Source organism: Flavobacterium sp. LS1R10 (assembly GCF_003968825.1).
Lineage (GTDB): Bacteria > Bacteroidota > Bacteroidia > Flavobacteriales > Flavobacteriaceae > Flavobacterium.
Window position 1 is genome coordinate 755,596 of record NZ_RYDH01000001.1, and the last position, 20,607, is coordinate 776,202.

Below are 20,607 nucleotides of genomic sequence, written 5' to 3' on the forward strand. Positions count from 1 at the left end.
GGGTATTATAACCCTATTTTAAGGAATTAAAATAGGGTTAGTTTTTAACTTCTTTTATTTGTCATTAGCCTCAGAAGTCATTTTTTTAATTAAATCAGTTTCTGATTTTTTATACGGCGTACCATCAGTATGAAATACTTCGTGGAACCATAATTGGGGTTCCGCATCGTATTTTTTAGTCCAACTGTCCCAAGAGTATTTAGTCTGTGATTTACCATCAACTAAACCCCAATTGATCATAGCAATTTTATTTTCTTTTGCAATTGGCAAGAATCCTTCGAATGTACTTCCATTAGGACGCGCCATGTATTCCGTGCACAACATTGGTTTTCCGTAGCGTTTTAGCTCATTGATACGTTTTAAAAAATCTTTGGGTTTATCATAACAATGAAAAGAAATCACATCCGATTGGTCTAACTGTAATTTAAAAATGGGTTTTAAATTCGCCTCTGTCCAATCACCAGCCCAAACACCGGAGGTTAGTGGTTGTGAAGGATTACTTTCTCTAGCCCATTTAAATACTTTCCCCAAAAGAGTGTACACTAAATCAACCTTGTTGGCGATCTCAACTTTTTCATAAGAAGGACCTGTCATGTTATCAGGCTCATTCCAAACATCCCAACCTAATATTCTTTGATCCTCTTTAAAATGAGTAACCGTTTCTTTTACGTATTTTTCTAAACGAGGATATTGTGTTTCATCCTGCAATGCTTTTTGTCCTGGACTTTGTACCCAGCCTGAATTGTGAACATGTGGTTTTGGAGCTCTTTGCTTCCCTGATTCTGGAAATGGATCCCAACAAGAATCAAAAAGCACAAATAAAATTTTTATATGATGTTTATCAGCAATTTCTAGAAAGATATTCATTCGTTTGTAAAGACCTTCAGCATCATCTTTGTGTAATAAATCATGTAAATAAACACGCATGGTATTCATTCCTATTTGTTCTGCCCAACCTAGTTCTTCATCAATTCTTTTAGGATCAAAAGTTTCCTCTTGCCACATTTCCAGTTGATTTATGGCGGTACTTGGATTGTAATTTGATCCTACAAGCCACGGCTGTTTTGCATACCATGAATTAGCCTGTTCTTTTGTCCAAATTTCTCTTTTTTCAACTGCGGCTGTTGCCGGAGTATTATTTCCCTCTGAACTTGATTTAGTTTTGTTGCAACTAAGGAATAGTATTCCTGCCAGCACAAGTGCCAGGTAAAGTTTTGTCGTTTTCATTGTAATTTATTTTATTGGAACAAATCTGTGTTTGCTAATTTTATGGGAATGATTCTATAAACCATTCCCATAAAAATTACTAGTTAATATTCAGGATGTTGGCTTAAATTAGGGTTGTTATCAACCTCTACTTGAGGAATTGGTAATCTTTGATTTTTACCAACCTTAAAGTTTTTAAAATCAGGATCACGTAATGAAATTTTATCTACAGCAGCTTGAGAGTCTAAATCTCCCCAACGTTTTAAATCTTCCCAACGAACACTTTCGCCAGCTAATTCTAAAACGCGTTCCATTTTTAATTGTTCTAAGAATTTAGTTTTATCATTTCCAATTTCAGGATGTGTAACTGCTAAAGTTCCCATGTTTACACGAGCCCTTACTCTATCTACATATTGATAAGCACCAGCAGTATTTCCTGTTTCATTCAATACTTCGGCATAACGCAATAAAATATCTGCATAGCGAATTAATCGATAATTTACTTGGCTGTAATAATCTTCATTGTCTCTGTAATAATCTCTACTGCCTTTTCTAAACCATGCTTCAGTTCCCCATTGCCACGTTTTATTGTATGTTTTGTCTCCAAAATCAGCCAATAAACCCGGATAAAACAAAGTGTGTTTTAATCGGATGTCTAAACCACCGTCTTTATTTTTTTCTTTCTTGAAAGCATCAACTAACCAAAATCTAGCTTGTCCGTCTGACCATCCGATACTTCTTGGAGCAAAAAACTGAGCACGGTTGCTGGAAACCGCAGCACTTGGACCTTCATCAGTTCCACCTTTTCTTTGGTCTCCAAACTGAATTTCAAAAACAGATTCGCTGTTGTTTTCATTCACATCGGTGAAATTGTCTCTGTAATTAGCCACCAAACTGTATTTTGCTCCAGCACCAGAAATTAAATAGTCTAAAGCTGTTTTTGCTTCCGTCCATTTGCGTTGTTGCATGTACACTTTTGCAAGCATTCCTTTTGCTGCACCTTTGTCTGGTCTTCCTGTTTGATCTCCGGCCCATTCAATTGGTAAATCAACATAAGCATCATTTAAATCAGTTTCTATTTGAACCCAGACTTCGGTAATATTTTTTTGCTCCGGACGATCATTTGGTGTTGATGGCTCTAGAACAATTGGAATATTTTCCCAAAGGATTGCAGCATAATAGTAGTGTAATGCTCTTAAAAATTTTGCTTCCGCTAAAATTTTCTTTTTGTCGTCTTCGTTTTGGAATTCGATTTTTGGAACATTGGCAATAACTTGATTGCATCTAAAAATGGCTTTGTACGTGTCTCTCCAGGTTACGCTGTTTCCTTCCCAGAAATTATAATTGATGTAATTAAATCGAGTCCAGTCTGCTAATTCTATCCACGGACTTTGGCTATAGCCTTCATCTGAGGTTAAATCCAGACGGAAATAAATCCATCGAGCCCATAAACCGTCCTTATAAAACATGGCATAAACGGAATTTATTCCGGCTTGTGCATCACTTTCTGTAGCCCAATATTGAGTTGTCGTTAATGTATTTGGGTTATCAAGATCTAACTCATCATCACAGGAAGACAAGATTAGAAGATTAAGAAAAACTACAGTTATTAAAAATATTTTTTTCATTATGCTATTTTTTAAAATTAAAAACTAAACTCCGCGCCGAATGAATAGGTTTTTAGGTTTGGAAAAGAACCTACATCTACACCTCTTTCAAAAACATTACTATTACTGAATTCAGGATCTAGTCCTAAATATTTTGTAATTGTAATCACGTTCTGTGCAGATAAAGAAAATCGAGCGCCGGTTAAACCTACTTTTTGTAAAATATTTTCAGGTAAGTTATAACCAAATCCAATGTATTTAAGTCGGATAAAATCGCCGTTTTCTAAAAATCGGTCAGTATCACCTCTGGCATTTAAGGTAGTTCCTTTGACAATTCTTGGGAAATCAGTATTTGGATTTTCAGGAGTCCATGGTTGGATGCCGGCTCTGTAATTGCTGTCATCATCAAAACGATCGACGACACTTCTAAATCCGTTATAAACAGTTGCTCCGTGAGAACTAATCCAGTTCATAGAAAAATCAAATCCTTTGTATGAAGCGCCAGCATTGAATCCCATTTCAAACTCGGGCCAGGGGCTGCTTACGATGTCTTTATCTTCATTCGTGATTTCCCCATCGTCATTAATATCTTTAAATCGAATGTCACCAGGTTGCGCATTTGGCATAATTACAGTTCCGGCTGAATTCACATAATTTTGAATTTCTTGTTGATTTTGGAATAGCCCGTCAGTTTGCAATACAAACCACATTCCTACAGCATTTCCGGCTCTTGTCATTGTGTTTCCTTGAATGCTTTCGTTTTGTCCGTTGCCAAGAGAAACTAATTTATTGTTTAGTTTAGTAAAGTTTATGGAGGCATTGAATGAGAAATCATTAATTTTTTTGCTGTAGCTTAAATCCAATTCAAATCCTTTGTTTTCTACTGTCGCAGCATTCGAAATAGGATTTCCTCCGTCATTACCCGTGGTCATTAATATTGGGAATCCAAACAAAACATCTTCAGTACGTGCAATAAAATAATCTGCAGTTAAACGCAAAGAGCTATCAAGCATCGCTATATCGACCCCAATATTGGTTTGTTTTAGTTTTTCCCAACGCAATTCAGCGTTTGCCAATCGCACTTGAGTTGCTGATGGATATAAAGTTTGTCCGTCACCAAGAACAATAGCACCAAAAGTATTTATGAAACCTTGGTATTCGTAGTTTCCAATATTCCCACTTCCTAATTCACCATAACTGGCTCTTAGTTTCAAATCATTGATGAATTCAGATTTAAAAAAGGATTCGTTGTTTATTCTCCATCCTAATGAAGCCGACGGGAAATTCCCCCATTTATTAGTGTCACTAAATTTTGAAGAACCGTCACGTCTAAAGACAGCATTAAATAAATAACGGTCGTCATAGTTGTATTCTAGTCTTCCTAAATAAGAGGTTAAGGCAGCTTCGTTTCTAAAACCGCCAACTTCTGCTTGGTCCCCTAAATTTAAAACATCAAAGTATTGACCTGTACTTGGGTTGACTAAAAGATTTCTTTTGGTACCATAAATTTGTTCGTAGTCGTCTTTTTGAAATGTTTGACCTACCAAAACGCTAATATCATGTTTTCCAAATTCTTTTTTGAAAGTCAATGTGTTTTCAAATAACTTAGTTTCTGAGCGACCTTTATTTTGGTTAATGAATGATTGTTCGTTGGGTTGATTCAACGTCCAGTTTCCTAGTTTTCTAATAAAGTTGTAACTATCGAAACTGGTTTCGTATCCAAAATTAAAACGATATTTTAAAAATGAAGCCAATTTTATTTCGGTCCATAAATTTCCTCTGATTCTAAAATTTTCATTTTGAGTGTCTAATAAATTGGCAAGAGCAATTGGGTTTGTTCCAAAAGTATTGGCAACGCCTTGTTTTCCATAACCGAAACCACCCGGATTAGCTTCATCATAAACAGGTATGGTTGGGAATAATCGGTATGAATCGATGATTGGATTGCCAGACATTTCATCGGTTCTTGAATTACTGATAGCTAAGTTTTCACCAATGCTGAAAATTCCTTTTGTACCGCTTGAATTTACTCTAAAAGAAACACGATTAAAATCAGTTGAGATTACAGTTCCTTTATTTCCAAAATAGTTTGCCGACATGAAAAAAGTTGAATTGTCTCCGCCACCCGAAAAACTAGCGTTATAATCCTGAAGCAATCCTTGTTGAGAAATCTCTTTCTGCCAATCAGTATTTACGCCAAGATTCAAGTTTTGTCTCGGAATACCGGCATTATCATAGGCTTGGAAGTTGAATTTCGAAAATTCTTCCGTTCCCATCAAATCATATTTTGGCATCGTTGAAAAACTCGTTTTTGAGGAAACTTCTATTTTTAAGGGGCCTTTTTTTCCTTTTTTAGTAGTAATAATGATTACTCCGTTTGCAGCTCTGGAGCCGTAAATTGCAGCTGCAGAAGCATCTTTTAAAACCTGAATGGTTTCAATGTCGTTTGGATTAAAATCTCTGTTAGCCGTAGTGATTAAACCATCCACAACATACAGTGGATTTGCGTTTTGAAGATTTTTAAGTCCACGAATTTCAATATTGGCTTCTTGTCCAGGTCTTCCTCCTCCTCGAACTTTAACGCCTGTTACTAAACCTTGTAAACCTTCGGCCATTGTGGTAACTTGTCTTTTTTGGATTTCATCTGCGTTAACTACTGAAATAGCACCGGTAAGATCTTTCTTTTGTTGCGATCCATATCCTACGATTACAATCTCATTTAAAGCAAGCGCATCTTCAATTAAAGCAATGTTGATGTCAGTTTCTTTGGTTACAGTAAACTCTTTAGTTTTGTAACCTTGATAGGTAACAACAAGCACTTGGCCTGGTTTAGCCATAATGGAAAAATTCCCGTCAAAATCTGTTGCGGTACTGTTTGGAGTATTCTTCACAAGGATGTTAGCAAGTGGAATACCATCTCCATTTACAGCAGCTATTATTTTCCCCGTAATTTTAATTTGCTCTTGAGCATAACTTTGTTGTAGTAAAAAACTAAAAAAAAGTAAGAGGTAATATCTCTGCTTTAAAATTTGGTTAATTTTTGTTTTCATTGATTTTTCATTTTAAATAGTTTTAATTTGTTTTGGTTTTTGAAATGATTAGAAACTTTAATCGTCTCTGATTCGAGCAAAAAAATAATTCATGGTGCTCTCTGGTGAAATTGGATTCATTGTTTTCAAAATAGTAATAGTGTATTTTTAGCAACTTTTTTTTATTGATATAATAATTTTATTCTAAATAAAATGCCAATATATTTTTTATTTGAAAATTCAAATTAGGTCATTTTTATTCAAAAAAAATCTATTCATTTGTGTCAATATTTACTAGAAATGATGCAAATTCTTTTTTTAAAGGATAAAATTAGGTTGCTGCAACATTTGGAATATAATTGAGACGATTCGTCGAAGTCGATATTTACTATCAAAATCATAAATATGCGTAAATTCTTATTTTTTTATATTTTTTTAATTTTATCATCCTCTTTTGTTCAGGCACAAGATTATTATTTTAAGCATTATCAAGTAGAAAAGGGCTTGTCTAATAACACTGTTTTATCGTCATTACAAGATGAAGATGGTTTCATGTGGTTTGGTACGAAAGATGGTTTAAATCGCTTTGACGGCTATAGATTTAAGATCTATCGTGGTAATTCTGATCCAATTCATAGTTTAGGAAGTAATTATATTCAATCCTTACATGAATATAAAGGGATTATCTGGGTAGGAACGGATAAGGGGTTGTATCAATATGACAAAAAATCAGATCGGTTTAGTATTCTAAACGAAGCCATAAATGATCGAATTGCAGCAATTGAACATGATGAATACGGTAATATCTGGTTTATTTCCGGTAATATTCTGTATAAATATTCAACGCAGAAAAAGGAAACAACCACATTCAATCCCAATCATTATTTTATAGCGACTTCAATTACAAGAGATGGAAATGGAGAAATATGGATTTCGTCTTTAAATAAAATATACCATTATTCGGAGGAAAGTTTGTCGTTTGAGACCATTTTATTAACGAATGATACAACAGCTAAAACAGCCTACAGGATTACTGTAATTTATGCCTTTGATAAAAACAATATATTAATAGGCACGCAGGAAAATGGCGTCTTTTCCTATAGCCGCATCACTAAGAGCACAACGGTGTTGCCTTTTTCTACAAAAGAGTCTTTGTTTGTTCGACAATTAAAAAAAAATGGAGCAAATGAAATTTGGATAGCCAGTGAATCGGGTATTTTTATTTACAATATCAAAACCAAAAAATACACGAATCTTAAGAAAGATTTTAATGATCCGTTTAGTATTTCAGATAATGCTGCCTATTCGATTACGATTGATAAAGAAAATGGAGTTTGGATTGGAACTTATTTTGGAGGAATCAATTACCATCAAAACCAATACACACAATTTAAAAAGTATTTCCCTAAGAACAATCAAAATTCGATTAATGGGAGTGCGGTAAGAGAAATTCAGAAAGATGTAAATGGGGATTTTTGGATTGGTACCGAAGATGCCGGTTTGAATAAATTCAATCCAAAAACTCAAGTGTTTACATCGTATACACCAGGACTAGGAAAAGGCTCGGTGTCGTATTATAATATTCATGCCTTAATGGCTCGAAAAGATAAAATTTGGATAGGAACTTTTGAACATGGTTTAGATGTTTTAGACATTAAATCCGGGCAAGTAATTAAACATTACAGAGCTAACAATGAAGTTGGAGGACTTAGAAGTAATTTTATTTTTAATTTTTATGAAACCAAAAAGAAGGAACTATTAGTAATAACATCTGTAGGGATTTATAAATACAATGCAGTATTAGATAATTTTGACGTGCTGAAATTTTTTCCGGAAAATATGCATTATACCTCATTTATGGAGGATAAAGACGGGAATTATTGGGCTGGAACGTATAGGGACGGATTGTTGTTTTATAATCCTAAGAACAAGAAAAAAGAAATTTTCAGATACAATTATAAAGATACAAAAGGAATTAGCAATAACTCTATCAACTCTATTTTTCAAGACGGTAAAAACAATTTATGGATTGCTACAGAAAACGGTTTGAATTTTTTTGATAAAACAACAAGAACCTTTAGAAAATACAACACTAAAAATGGATTTCCGAGTAATGTGTTCTATTCTATTCTTGAAGATGATAAAAGTAATTTATGGATAACAACTTCAAAAGGATTAGTGAAATTTGGACCAAAACAGAACAGCATTAAAATTTATACCACGGCAAATGGCTTGTTAAGTGACCAGTTCAATTACAATTCTGCGTTTAAAGATGCTAACGGCGATATGTATTTTGGGAACTTAAACGGAATGATTAGTTTTAATCCTAAAAATTTCAGTAAAAATAAATACGCTCCAAAAACCTTTATAACAGGTTTGCAAATCAACAATCAGGAAGTTCAGGCAACCGATGAAAATTCCCCTATTAAAAAATCCATTTCGTATCTGAATGAACTAGAACTGGAACACGATCAGTCGTCTTTCAATATTGAATTTGCCGCCTTAAATTATACCGGAGCTGAGTTAACAGAATATTGGTACAAATTGGAAGACATAAATAAAGATTGGGTTTATTTAGAACGAAATAACAAAGTTTTCTTTACGGAACTGTCTCCCGGAACGTATGTTTTTAAAGTAAAATCGCTGAACAGTTTTGGAGTTTGGAGTAAAGAAATTGCTATTACAATAAAAATCCTTCCTCCATTTTGGGCCAGTAGGTATGCGTATTTGTTGTATTTTGTATTGATTTGTTATGGTTTGTATATGATTATTCTCTACTCCAATCATTTGAGTCAAGTGAAAAATAACCGAAAAATAAAACATCTAAATGATGAAAAAGAAAAGGAAATATATCAGGCCAAAATTGAGTTTTTTACCAATGTTGCCCATGAAATAAAAACGCCTTTAACGCTTATCAAAAGTCCTTTGGAAAAACTCTTGAAGTATGAATATGAAACGCCCGAGATTCCGCAGAATCTTTCGATAATGAAAAAAAATACTTCCCGATTGATAAAATTGGTAAATGAACTTTTAGATTTTAGAAAAACAGAAATTGGTGGTTTGAAGCTCACTTTTGTCGAAGCCAATATTTCATCAATGGTGCGGAATATGCAGCTGAGATTTAGTCAGCTTATCGAAGAAAAGGACATTGATATTGAATTAGAATTAAGCGAAAAGGATATTTATGCTTTTGTAGACAAAGAAGCTTTGAAAAAAATATTGAGTAATTTATTCAATAACGCCATCAAATATTCTGAAAATAAAGTTATTGTGAGTTTAATCAGAGATGAGAAAAAACTAAAACTAACAGTCAAAAACGATGGGATTTTGATTCCAAATCATTTGAAAGACAAGATTTTCGAACCTTTTTTTAGAGTAGAAAATATGGATAATAATTCCGGAACCGGGATTGGATTGTCTTTGGCGCATTCGTTGACGCAGTTGCACAACGGCAGTTTGCAATTGGTTTTTTCGGAACCTGAAATGAACGTCTTTGAACTCATTATGCCTTTGCATCAGGAAGAGGAATTTATGCTGTATGACGAACAGGCAAAAGATTTAGAGAGCAACGAATATAAAATAATAGAGCCAGAAACCAGAAGCGAGAAAACGACTATTCTGGTTGTGGAAGACAATGAAGATTTATTGCAATTCATAAGCAAAGAATTGCTTCCGTTTTATGTTGTTTTTAATGCAAATAACGGAGAAGCGGCATTGGAAGTGATTCATAATGAAAATATTTCCTTGGTAATCAGCGATATTGGAATGCCCGTTATGGATGGAATTACACTATGCAAAAAAATCAAAACCAATCTGGAAACCAGTCACATTCCGGTTATCTTACTGACAGCAAAAAATTCATTGAAATCTCAAATTGACGGACTCGAAGTAGGAGCGGATTCCTATATTGCCAAACCTTTTTCTATGGAATATTTAAAAGTCCAGTCTTTAAATTTAATAGAAAACAGGAAGCAAATCATGAAATATTATGCGAGTTCTCCGCTTTCTCACATCAAAAGCATCGCGCATAATAAAACGGATGAAGCTTTTTTGAAAAAATTAGACGAAGAAATTATCAAAAACATAACCGATCAAAATTTAAGTGTTGAATCGCTTTCCGAAATCATGAATATGAGCAGATCGACTTTATACCGAAAAATTAAAGACATTTCGAATTTGAGTCCAAATGAATTAATTAATATTGTCCGACTGAAAAAAGCAGCTGAATTGTTACTGAACGAAGATTACAAAATGTATGAAATTGCCGAAATGGTTGGTTATAAATCACAAACCAACTTTGGCAGGAATTTCCAAAAGCATTTTAAAATGTCACCTTCGGATTATATTTCGATAAAAAAGTAAAAAGCGCATCGCAATGGAAAAGCGCAGAACTATATAGGAATTAGGAGTAGTACATGTAATTTTTTTATAACGAATTCCTGACATTCAAAGCACTCTTATTCTCAATTTGTTCTTTTGTACCTTTTAAAATCATCTGAGCCAAAATTCTTCCCATAGCTTCAAAATTCGTTGATATAGTTGTGATTCCGTTTTCAACTACTTTTTTCAAAGGCGTTTCATTGTAGGAAATAATGCCGAAATCACTACCTAGATTTAAGTTTTGAAGTTTTGATTTTTCAATTACACGCACTAAATCCCTGTCACTCGGGATGATGTACACTTCACCTTTATTAATTTCCCGATTCTTAAATTCAGTAATGATTTCATAATCGAAAGCAAAGTCTTTGCAAAAATTCTCAAAACCAATTCTCATTTCCAAAGGTTCACGAAATCCCGGAAAAATCATAATCATTTTTTCATATTTATCTAGTCTGGATTTCCCTTTCAGTAAGCCGTCATAAATGTCTTTTACGAAATTTTGATACACAGCAGGAAAGGATTTTAGTTCTGGATTTGTCTGGTCTAATATGTATACATCATTAACTGGTAGGGTTTTTATCACGGTGGCGGCCTGGGTTAAATTGGTCGGCATGATGATGTATTTGGTGTAATTGCCATTACTGTCATTAATTAGTTTCTGGAAAACAGGAGTATTAAAATGATGGAAGAAAATGTCTACCTGAACATTTGTACCAATGTTTTCCAGAAACGAATTATACAGGTCTTCTTTGAAAATATTCAATTCGTCAAAAAGTAAAAAAATCCGTTGTTTTATAGTGACTTCAACACTTTTTATATAATAGCCTTTGCCCGGAATGGCATAAATAATACCTCTTTTTTTTAATTCGTCGTAGGCTAGAAGAACCGTATCTCGAGACAATGAAAACTCTAAGCACACTTTATTTATTGAGGGGAGTTTGTCTCCTTTTATTAATTTTCCTTCTTCAATTCCCTTCTCAACGGTAATGATTATTTGTTTGTATTTAGGAACTCCAAGATTGTTTTGAATGGAAATTATTGTCATATAAAATGGAATTTCTTGGCAATATACAAAAACTGGTAGGTACTGGTATGTAAGTAACGGTAATTATTTTACTTTTGGTTTTAATATTTCATAAATAAATAATGAAAATAAAACACATATCACATTTTAAAGCTAATTCTGTAATGAAATTATTTGGTTTTACGTCAGATGGTGAAGAGGTTTCTCTTTATGAATTAACTAACAAAAATGGAATGCAACTTAAAATCACCAATTATGGTGCAACTATTACTTCGTTGAAAATGCCACTGAAAAACGGAGCATTGGTAGATGTGGTATTGGGTTTTGATACTTTAGATGCTTACATAAAATCATTTGATCTGGAAAGTGCGCCATACTTTGGAGCAACCATTGGAAGATATGCTGGCAGAATTAATAATGGCTTTTTTAGTTTGAACGGTAAAGCTTTTCATTTAAATAAAAACAGTAACAATAATTCGTTACATGGTGGAAATATTGGATATAGTCAAAAAAATTGGCGAGTAAAAAACGTGAAAGAAGGCAAAAACCCGGCTATTACTTTCGCATATTTTAGTCCTGATGGGGAAGAAAATTATCCAGGAGGCTTATCAGTAGAAATCACCTATATGGTATCGGAAGACAATGAATTAATTATAGAGTATAAAGCTATTTCGACCGAAGATACAGTTGTGAATTTAACCCATCACAGTTATTTTAATCTCGATGGTCACGATTCTGATATTTTAGAACAAGAGTTAATCGTTAACGCTCAAAAAATGGTAGAGACTACTGATCAAAATAGTCCAACTGGTAGATTTTTGGATTTAGATAATAAACCTTTCGATTTTAATCAACCTAAAAAGTGTCCTCCAAAAATTGATGCCACTTTTGTATTAGAAAAGGAAAATGAATTTGCTGCTTCTCTTTTTAATAAAAATAATAATTTGAAAATGACCGTTTATACGAATCAACCTGGGGTTCATATTTATGTTGGTGGGAACTGTTTTAATACAATAAAAGGAAAAGAAAATGCAAATTATCATGCTTTGAGCGGTATTTGTTTTGAGACGCAAAATTTTCCTGATGCACCAAATCACGAACATTTCCCGAATGCTATTCTAAAAAAAGGTGAAATATATTATCATAAAACAAGTTATAAATTCCAATCTTTTTAAAATGAAAAATAGTAAAACTATATTGTCGTTGTTACTGTTATTTTTGTTTTTTACGTCCAGTAATTCTCAAACGAATGTGGATCATACGCCAACTCCAATAGTTGCTACTTTTGCAAAAGGAGCTGATATAGGATGGTTGCCACAAATGGAAGCCACAGGATATAAATTTTATGATACTGACGGTATTGAAAAAGATTGTTTGCAACTCCTAAAGGACAGAGGAATGAATACCATTCGGCTTCGTGTTTGGGTCAATCCAAATGACGATAAAGCCAGTGGGTATTGCAGCAAGGAAGAAACCGTTTTCATGGCTTTGCGTGCGCAAAAAACGGGAATGCGCATCATGATCAATTTTCATTATAGCGATTCGTGGGCAGATCCTGCCAAACAATTTAAACCCAAAGCATGGGAAAACCATACTTTTCAGGAGTTAATGACAGATGTGTATGATCATACTTTTGATGTTTTGAGTGCCTTGAAATCAGCAGGAGTTACTCCGGAATGGGTTCAGGTAGGCAATGAAATTCCAGGTGGAATGATGTGGCCGGAAGGAAGTACCAAAAACTGGAATCAATTGGCACAATTACTCAACAAAGGGTATGAAGCTACAAAAGCTATTGATCCTAAAATTAAAGTAATCGTTCATCTTGACGAAGGAAATAATAATGAAAAATTCAGATTATTTTTTGATAATGCCAAAGCAAAAAATGTAAAGTACGACGTGATTGGACTGTCCTATTATCCTTTTTGGATCAAGAAAGATTACACAGAAACTATTGCGGATTTAGCGTATAATCTAAACGATATGGTGGACAGATACAACAAAGAAGTGATGGTTGTAGAAGTTGGTGGAGAATATGACAAAGCGCAAAATACGTACGAAATGTTAGCAGCAACAATCAAAGCAGTCGAAGCGGTACCAAATAACAAAGGACTTGGCGTAATTTATTGGGAACCACAAGGAGAAAAAAGTTGGAGCGGTTATTCCCTGAGTGCTTGGCAGTCTGACGGAAAACCATCAATGGCTTTAGATGCGTTTAAGGATTAGTTAAAGAAAAGAAATGCCGCTTAATCCTAGGAAAAAAACGGCATTTTATTAATTATTTTGCAGCATATAAGTCATTGAAGTTTTTAATTTGAATTAAATCAAGTAAAAACTCGGTATTCGTTTAAGTAAAGTCATTAATCATTTAAAGAATATTTTAACTTACATTCACTGTAAATGGTTAATTGACAAGCGTACAATGCTATACAACCAGAAGTACATGGAGCAGGACTAAAGAGCGGTAAATTGACCTTGTACGCTACGAAATAAACCAAAATTCATATAGTTTTACTGAATATTTAAAAAAATAACAACAGCGAGTTCCTAAAAAAAGGAAATGGATAATTTTTAAATCATGAATGACATTTTAGTACACAAAACAATTGATTTTTTTCAGGAGACTTTTGGATCAGAGCCTGAAAAAATTGTTCTTTCCCCGGGCAGAATCAATATTATAGGAGAGCACATTGATTACAACGATGGTTTTGTTTTGCCGGCAGCCATCGATAAAATTATTTGTTTTGCTTTCGAAAAAAACAATTCGGATACCGCTAAAATTGTGGCTATAGATTTGAATGACGAGTTCGAAGTTTATACAAACGAAGAGCAAAATCAGACGGATAGTGTATGGACAAATTACCTGCGTGGTGTTCTGAATCAATTGAAAAGGAACGGTTATTCCGTGGAGGGTTTCAATTGTGTTTTCAGCAGTAATATTCCGGTTGGTTCCGGTTTGTCATCTTCGGCGGCTTTAGAATGTGGCTTTTTGTATGGTTTAAATGAACTGTTCAATTTTAAAATTAAACCCATTGATATTGCGCTTATGGGACAAAAAGCAGAACATTGGGTGGGAATCAATTGCGGAATTATGGACCAGTTTTCCAGTGTAATGGGTCTTGAAAACAAAGTCATAAAAATTGATTGCAGGACATTAGAATATGAATACCATAATGCTAATTTTAGTGATTACTCCTTAGTTTTATTCGATAGTAATGTCAAACATTCCTTGTTTAGCTCGGCTTACAATACCAGACGGAAAGAATGTGAAGAAGGAATATCGATAATTAGTGCTTATTTCCCGGAAATTAGTAGTTTTAGAGATTGTAAAGAAGAGGACGTTTGGAGTCTAAAAGATAAAATGTCTGCGAATGTTTTCAAAAGGAGCCTTTTTGTAGTGAAAGAAATGAATCGCGTGAAACTGGCTTGTGACGCTTTGGATGATGGAAACATTGAAGTTTTAGGACAGCTAATGTTCAGTACGCACGAAGGATTATCATTGGATTATGAAGTGAGTTGCGCCGAATTGGATTTTTTAGTACACACGGTGAAAGAGGACAAATCAGTGATAGGCTCTCGATTAATGGGCGGCGGTTTTGGCGGTTGTACCATTAATTTGATTAAAAAAGGACAAGAAGAGCGAATTAAAAAGCAGCTCTCTACTCTTTATTTAGATAAATTTGGAATAGAATTAAAAATTTATGATGTTAAAATTGGAAACGGAACATCACTTTATAACAATAATTAGAATGAAAAACTTTGATATCAACGAAGATCCGCACAGACGTTATAATCCGTTAATTAACGAATGGGTGCTGGTTTCTCCACATCGTTCGAAACGCCCTTGGCAAGGGCAAAATGAAGTGGTACCTTCGGATGCATTGCCCGAATATGACCCGACTTGTTATTTGTGTCCAGGGAATGTTAGAGCGAATGGAATGGTAAATCCGGATTATGAAAGTTCTTTTGTTTTTGAAAATGATTTTGCGGCTTTAAAACAAGAAGAAATAGCTTTTGAGGAAAATATAAGCGAGACTTTTTTTAGAGCAAAACCAGAAAGAGGAATTTCTCGAGTGGTTTGCTTTTCGCCAAAACACCACTTGACATTGCCAGAAATGCCGGCCGAAGCGATTGAAAATATCATTCGTACCTGGCAAAAAGAATATATGGATTTGGGTAATGTGGAGTACATCAACCACGTTCAGATTTTTGAAAATAAAGGAAGTGCGATGGGGTGCAGCAATCCGCATCCGCACGGACAAATTTGGGCCCAATCTTCTTTGCCCACCGAAGTGGAAAAAACGCAAAAAAATCTAAAAACGTATTTTGATAAACACAACACAACACTTTTTCAGGATTACTTACAAGAAGAAATGAAACTGGACGAGCGCATTGTTGTTGAGAATGATCATTTCGTGGCATTAGTCCCTTTTTGGGCGATTTGGCCCTACGAAACTATGATTGTCAGCAAACGAAATGTGAGTAAAATAACTGATTTCACGGAAACCGAAGTGACGGATTTTGCAATTATTTTAAAACATTTGACAACCAAATACGATAACCTTTTTGAAACATCTTTTCCATATTCATCCGGAATTCATCAGTCGCCAACAGACGGAGAATTGCATCCGGAATGGCATTTTCACATGCATTTTTATCCACCGTTATTGCGGTCTGCAACCGTAAAGAAATTTATGGTAGGGTATGAAATGATGGGTGAATCGCAAAGGGACATCACGGCGGAGAAAAGTGCAGCCGTTTTAAGAGCGCAATCAAATGTACATTATAAAAATAGATAACCATTAACCAATAACTAAATACATTTAACCAATGCAAACTTTAGCAATCCAAGATTATATTGTCTTTTTCTTCTATTTCATCCTGATTGTCAGTTATGGAATATGGATTTACAGAAAGAAAAAGAAAGAAGAAACGAGCAGTAAAGATTATTTCTTAGCAGAAGGATCGCTTACTTGGTGGGCCATAGGCGCATCATTAATTGCCAGTAATATTAGTGCGGAGCAATTTATAGGAATGAGTGGAAGTGGTTTTAAAATGGGACTGGCGATTGCTACGTATGAATGGATGGCAGCTTTTACCTTGATTATCGTTGCTATTTTCTTTATTCCGGTATACTTGAAAAATAAAATTTTCACCATGCCGCAATACCTGAATCAAAGGTATAACAGTAATGTTGCTATGATTATGGCTGTTTTTTGGTTGTTGTTGTATGTCTTGGTCAATCTTACTTCTATATTGTATTTGGGCGCTTTGGCGATAAGCAGCATTTCTGGTCTGGATATTACTTTGTGTATGATTTTCTTAGCGTTTTTTGCGGTGATGATTACGCTGGGCGGAATGAAAGTGATTGGGTATACGGATGTGATTCAAGTTTTCTTTTTGATCTTGGGTGGATTGGTTACTACTTATTTAGCATTGAATTTAGTTGCCGAAGAATTTGGTTCTACGGGAGTTATAAATGGGTTCAATTTGATGACGACTCATGCAAACGACCATTTTCACATGATTTTTGAAAAAACGAATCCTAATTATATGGATTTACCAGGATTGTCAGTTTTGATAGGAGGAATGTTAATCATCAATTTAAATTATTGGGGATGTAATCAATACATTACACAACGTGCGTTGGGGGCGGATTTAAAAACGGCGAGAAATGGAATTTTGTTTGCTGCTTTCTTGAAATTGCTAATGCCTATAATTGTTGTTTTGCCTGGAATAGCTGCTTTTGTATTGTATCAGAACGGGCATTTTGGCGCTGAAATGTTGCAAGATGGTACAGTAAATCCTGATCGTGCGTATCCGGTTTTGTTAAATTTGCTTCCTGTGGGCCTAAAAGGACTTTCATTTGCTGCTTTGACTGCGGCGATTGTAGCGTCATTGGCCGGAAAAGCGAATAGTATCGCTACTATTTTTACGTTGGATATTTACAAAACCAAATTGAATGTGCATGCCGATGAAAAGACATTAGTTAATGTGGGGAAGAAAGCAATTGTAGCGGCGATGTTAATTGCAGTTGTAGTAGCGCCTTTTCTTGGAATTGATAAAAAAGGAGGATTTCAATACATTCAGGAATATACAGGTTTTGTAAGTCCGGGCGTTTTCGCTATGTTTATTTTAGGATTCTTTTGGAAAAAAACAACTTCTAACGCGGCTTTGTTTGCAACAATTGGTGGATTTATGTTTTCTATTCTGTTTAAATTCATGCCGGCTTTTGTAGATTTATCGTTCCTTCATTCTTCCGGTTTTTCAGTTCCAAATGGGAATGGTGTCTATGAAATTCCTTTTATTGATCGCATGGGATTTGTTTTCTTAATTTGTGTCATCGGGATGTACAGCATCAGTATGTATGAAACAGCGCGAGGCGTTAAAACTAATGGTCTGGAAATTGATCGTACCATGTTTAAAATGTCACCAGGTTTTACTGTCGGGATGTTGATTGTTCTTTCGATTATTGCAGCGTTTTACACTATTTTTTGGTAGATAATGTTTTAGATGCAAAAAAAGTGATGCGTTCAATTTTTATTGAATTCATCGCTTTTTTGTTGTTTAAAAAAGTGTATTGAGGATCATAAAAACGATTCAAATCCATTAGTTATGAATCCATAAAAACTTCAATTAATCTTAAATAAAAAAGACATCTAATAAAAACATAGAAAAAAGAGTCAGATAGCCCAATTATTAGGTTGCTTCGCCAGTCCTTCTGTGGTATTGGGCCACATAGATTTGGTTTTCTCTAAAAAAAGTGACAGGCCTACCGGAATTACAAAACCGATATTTCTAGCCAGCACAGAGCGAAGTCGGAGTGAGGTTTAAAAATTAGACCTAATGGCTATAAGGACTTTTTTAATTTAGGACTGATTATTTCCCGAAGAAACGTTATATTTTTAGTTTAATTTTTCGTGTCCATTTTTTTATTAGATGAGACAAAACTTTAAAGATGTATTAACCCAAAAATATAAGGCACAAAAAAAAGCCTTCGGAGTAACGAAAGCTTTTATAGTTGTTGAGGTTTTTTTAGTTGGTTACTAATGCATCTTGTTTCCAAGTTTTTACGGAAGCAATTCTGCTGTTAGAATAGTCTACTTCGTTTAAATTATTGCCATTCCAAAAAAGCCATTTTCCAGTTTTTTCTCCATTTTCATAAATAGCAACAGATAGTTTATTACCATTTGTGTCGTACGCAGTCCAGATTCCTTCCAATTTTCCATTTTTAAAGAAGCCTTCTTGTTGTACTTTTCCATTTTCAAAGTAGTAAGTTGTTTTTACTAAATCACCTAGAGCTTCTAATTTTGGATTATTTTCTTGAGCGAATGCTATTCCTGAAAAAAGCAGTGCGGTTAATATTATATATTTTTTCATGGTTTTGGGTTTTTAAAATTCATATTGGCTTAACAAATATATAAATTATTTTACAATAAAAAAACTTTTACTTAACAATTTAGTAACATTAGAATAAAATTTAACATTTTAACGAAGTGCCTTGCGTTACTCATTACTAAAATTTCTTATTTCTCAATTCATTATTCATAATTAGTCCTAAATTTGCAGCCATGTCCAAAGGACAAAATAATCAAAAATTTAGAACATGTATAGAAGTCATAACTGTGGCGAGTTGAACGCCTCACATATTAACACCGAAGTTACACTTGCCGGTTGGGTGCAAAAATCACGTGATAAGGGATTTATGAACTGGGTTGATTTGCGCGACCGTTATGGAATTACGCAATTAATTTTTGACGAAGGTCGTTCGGATAAAACAGTTTTTGAAAGAGCTAAAACCCTTGGTCGTGAATTTGTGATTCAAGTAAAAGGTACTGTTATTGAGCGCGAAGCCAAAAATAATAATATCCCAACGGGAGCGATAGAAATTTTAGTAACGGAACTTACTATTTTGAATGCTTCTCTCACGCCTCCTTTTACTATTGAAGACGAAACGGATGGTGGCGAAGATATCCGAATGAAATACCGTTACCTTGATATCCGAAGAAATCCAGTGAAAAACAGTTTGATGTTTCGTCATAAAGTAGCGATGGAAGTGCGTAAATATCTTTCGGATTTGGATTTCTGTGAAGTAGAAACTCCTTATTTGATCAAGTCTACTCCAGAGGGAGCCAGAGATTTTGTGGTGCCTTCCAGAATGAATGAAGGGCAATTTTACGCATTGCCACAATCCCCGCAAACGTTCAAACAATTATTGATGGTGGGCGGAATGGATAAATATTTCCAAATCGTAAAATGTTTCCGAGATGAAGATTTGCGAGCAGACAGACAGCCGGAGTTTACACAAATTGATTGTGAAATGGCTTTTGTGGAACAAGAAGATATTTTGAATGTTTTCGAAGGACTGACCAGACATTTATTAAAAGAAATAAAAGGTATTGAAGTAGAAAAATTTCCAAGAATTACCTATGAATATGCTATGAAGACCTACGGAAATGACAAGCCGGACATTCGTTTCGGAATGGAGTTTGGGGAATTAAATGAAGTAGCACAACACAAAGAATTCCCAGTTTTTAATGCGGCGGAATTTGTGGTTGGAATTGCAGTTCCGGGAGTTGGGAGCTATACCCGCAAAGAAATTGATGGATTAATTGACTGGGTGAAGCGTCCTCAAGTGGGTGCATCCGGAATGGTGTATGTAAAATGCAATGAAGATGGAACCTATAAATCATCCGTTGACAAATTTTACGATCAAGACGATTTAGCACAGTGGGCAAAAATCACCGGAGCAAAACCCGGAGATATGATTTTTGTGCTTTCTGGTCCTACTGATAAAACGCGAACGCAGTTAAGTGCGTTGCGTATGGAACTCGCCACTCGTTTAGGGTTGCGAAATCCAGCTGAATTTGCTCCGTTGTGGGTGGTTGATTTTCCTTTATTAGAGTTTGACGAGGAAAGTGGCCGTTACCATGCCATGCATCATCCTTTTACATCTCCTAAGCCGGAAGATATGCACTTACTGGAAACCGATCCAGGGAAAGTTCGTGCCAATGCGTATGATATGGTTTTGAATGGAAATGAAATTGGTGGTGGTTCAATACGTATCCATGATAAAGCGACACAGGAATTAATGTTCAAATATTTAGGCTTCACAGCGGAAGATGCAAAAGCGCAATTTGGATTCCTGATGGATGCATTTCAGTTTGGCGCACCGCCACACGGAGGATTGGCTTTTGGATTGGACCGTTTAGTAGCCATTCTTGGCGGACAGGAAACCATTAGAGACTTTATTGCCTTTCCAAAAAATAATTCGGGCAGGGATGTTATGATTGATGCTCCGTCTAAAATTGACGAATCACAGTTAAAAGAGCTGCATATAAAGTTAGCGTAATTGTAGTTTGTC

At 34.8% G+C, this 20,607-nt stretch carries 12 protein-coding genes; 7 read left to right on the forward strand and 5 right to left on the reverse strand.

Annotation, left to right across the window (positions count from 1 at the left end; all coding sequences use genetic code 11):
• Window positions 1-54 precede the first annotated feature (54 nt).
• The 3 genes from EKL96_RS03350 to EKL96_RS03360 form a co-directional block, all read right to left on the reverse strand.
• Window positions 55-1,227, reverse strand: coding sequence for a cellulase family glycosylhydrolase (locus tag EKL96_RS03350; RefSeq protein ID WP_126458181.1), 1,173 nt, complete (start codon window positions 1,225-1,227; stop codon window positions 55-57).
• Between the two features lie 83 nt (window positions 1,228-1,310).
• Window positions 1,311-2,834 (reverse strand): RagB/SusD family nutrient uptake outer membrane protein, encoded by a 1,524-nt coding sequence (locus tag EKL96_RS03355; protein ID WP_126458184.1) that lies wholly within the window; start codon window positions 2,832-2,834, stop codon window positions 1,311-1,313.
• Between the two features lie 17 nt (window positions 2,835-2,851).
• Entirely contained in the window at window positions 2,852-5,863 is a 3,012-nt protein-coding gene (locus tag EKL96_RS03360; RefSeq protein WP_126458187.1) for a SusC/RagA family TonB-linked outer membrane protein, read from the reverse strand.
• A gap of 384 nt (window positions 5,864-6,247) precedes the next feature.
• Between EKL96_RS03360 and EKL96_RS03365 the strand changes: the two genes are divergently transcribed.
• A complete protein-coding gene (locus EKL96_RS03365; RefSeq protein ID WP_126458190.1) occupies window positions 6,248-10,204 on the forward strand; it encodes a two-component regulator propeller domain-containing protein in 3,957 nt (1,318 codons plus the stop codon).
• A gap of 64 nt (window positions 10,205-10,268) precedes the next feature.
• Here the strand turns inward: EKL96_RS03365 and EKL96_RS03370 are convergent, their stop codons facing one another.
• The gene (locus EKL96_RS03370) at window positions 10,269-11,267 is read right to left on the reverse strand and encodes a GntR family transcriptional regulator (RefSeq protein WP_126458193.1); all 999 of its coding nucleotides are present in this window, start codon (window positions 11,265-11,267) and stop codon (window positions 10,269-10,271) included.
• Between the two features lie 101 nt (window positions 11,268-11,368).
• On the opposite strand from EKL96_RS03370, the gene EKL96_RS03375 reads away from it, so the two are divergent.
• The 5 genes from EKL96_RS03375 to EKL96_RS03395 all read left to right on the forward strand — a co-directional run bounded on the left by EKL96_RS03375 (window position 11,369) and on the right by EKL96_RS03395 (window position 17,744).
• Entirely contained in the window at window positions 11,369-12,421 is a 1,053-nt protein-coding gene (locus EKL96_RS03375; protein WP_199739567.1) for an aldose epimerase family protein, read from the forward strand.
• 1 nt (window position 12,422) lies between these two features.
• Window positions 12,423-13,469: an arabinogalactan endo-beta-1,4-galactanase gene (locus tag EKL96_RS03380; RefSeq protein WP_126458196.1), complete on the forward strand. Its 1,047-nt coding sequence runs from the start codon at window positions 12,423-12,425 to the stop codon at window positions 13,467-13,469.
• A 352-nt stretch (window positions 13,470-13,821) separates the two neighbouring features.
• Window positions 13,822-14,991: a galactokinase gene (gene galK / locus EKL96_RS03385; RefSeq protein WP_126458199.1), complete on the forward strand. Its 1,170-nt coding sequence runs from the start codon at window positions 13,822-13,824 to the stop codon at window positions 14,989-14,991.
• A 1-nt stretch (window position 14,992) separates the two neighbouring features.
• Window positions 14,993-16,042, forward strand: a complete 1,050-nt coding sequence (locus tag EKL96_RS03390) for a UDP-glucose--hexose-1-phosphate uridylyltransferase (protein ID WP_126458202.1) — start codon at window positions 14,993-14,995, stop codon at window positions 16,040-16,042.
• A gap of 31 nt (window positions 16,043-16,073) precedes the next feature.
• The gene (locus EKL96_RS03395; protein ID WP_126458206.1) at window positions 16,074-17,744 is read left to right on the forward strand and encodes a sodium/sugar symporter; all 1,671 of its coding nucleotides are present in this window, start codon (window positions 16,074-16,076) and stop codon (window positions 17,742-17,744) included.
• 534 nt (window positions 17,745-18,278) lie between these two features.
• On the opposite strand, the gene EKL96_RS03400 is transcribed toward EKL96_RS03395, so the two are convergent.
• Window positions 18,279-18,623, reverse strand: coding sequence for a toxin-antitoxin system YwqK family antitoxin (locus EKL96_RS03400; protein ID WP_126458211.1), 345 nt, complete (start codon window positions 18,621-18,623; stop codon window positions 18,279-18,281).
• Window positions 18,624-18,849: 226 nt separating this feature from the next.
• Here EKL96_RS03400 and aspS point away from each other — a divergent pair, with 226 nt between their 5' ends.
• Entirely contained in the window at window positions 18,850-20,595 is a 1,746-nt protein-coding gene (aspS, locus tag EKL96_RS03405) for an aspartate--tRNA ligase (protein ID WP_126458214.1), read from the forward strand.
• Window positions 20,596-20,607 lie beyond the last annotated feature (12 nt).

Excerpts from the sequence above, each read along its gene's own strand:
- EKL96_RS03350 (WP_126458181.1), bottom strand. The coding sequence starts at position 1,227 with ATGAAAACGACAAAACTTTACCTGGCACTTGTGCTGGCAGGAATACTA.
- EKL96_RS03355 (WP_126458184.1), bottom strand. The coding sequence starts at position 2,834 with ATGAAAAAAATATTTTTAATAACTGTAGTTTTTCTTAATCTTCTAATC.
- EKL96_RS03360 (WP_126458187.1), bottom strand. The coding sequence starts at position 5,863 with ATGAAAACAAAAATTAACCAAATTTTAAAGCAGAGATATTACCTCTTA.
- EKL96_RS03365 (WP_126458190.1), top strand. The coding sequence starts at position 6,248 with ATGCGTAAATTCTTATTTTTTTATATTTTTTTAATTTTATCATCCTCT.
- EKL96_RS03370 (WP_126458193.1), bottom strand. The coding sequence starts at position 11,267 with ATGACAATAATTTCCATTCAAAACAATCTTGGAGTTCCTAAATACAAA.
- EKL96_RS03375 (WP_199739567.1), top strand. The coding sequence starts at position 11,369 with ATGAAAATAAAACACATATCACATTTTAAAGCTAATTCTGTAATGAAA.
- EKL96_RS03380 (WP_126458196.1), top strand. The coding sequence starts at position 12,423 with ATGAAAAATAGTAAAACTATATTGTCGTTGTTACTGTTATTTTTGTTT.
- galK (WP_126458199.1), top strand. The coding sequence starts at position 13,822 with ATGAATGACATTTTAGTACACAAAACAATTGATTTTTTTCAGGAGACT.
- EKL96_RS03390 (WP_126458202.1), top strand. The coding sequence starts at position 14,993 with ATGAAAAACTTTGATATCAACGAAGATCCGCACAGACGTTATAATCCG.
- EKL96_RS03395 (WP_126458206.1), top strand. The coding sequence starts at position 16,074 with ATGCAAACTTTAGCAATCCAAGATTATATTGTCTTTTTCTTCTATTTC.
- EKL96_RS03400 (WP_126458211.1), bottom strand. The coding sequence starts at position 18,623 with ATGAAAAAATATATAATATTAACCGCACTGCTTTTTTCAGGAATAGCA.
- aspS (WP_126458214.1), top strand. The coding sequence starts at position 18,850 with ATGTATAGAAGTCATAACTGTGGCGAGTTGAACGCCTCACATATTAAC.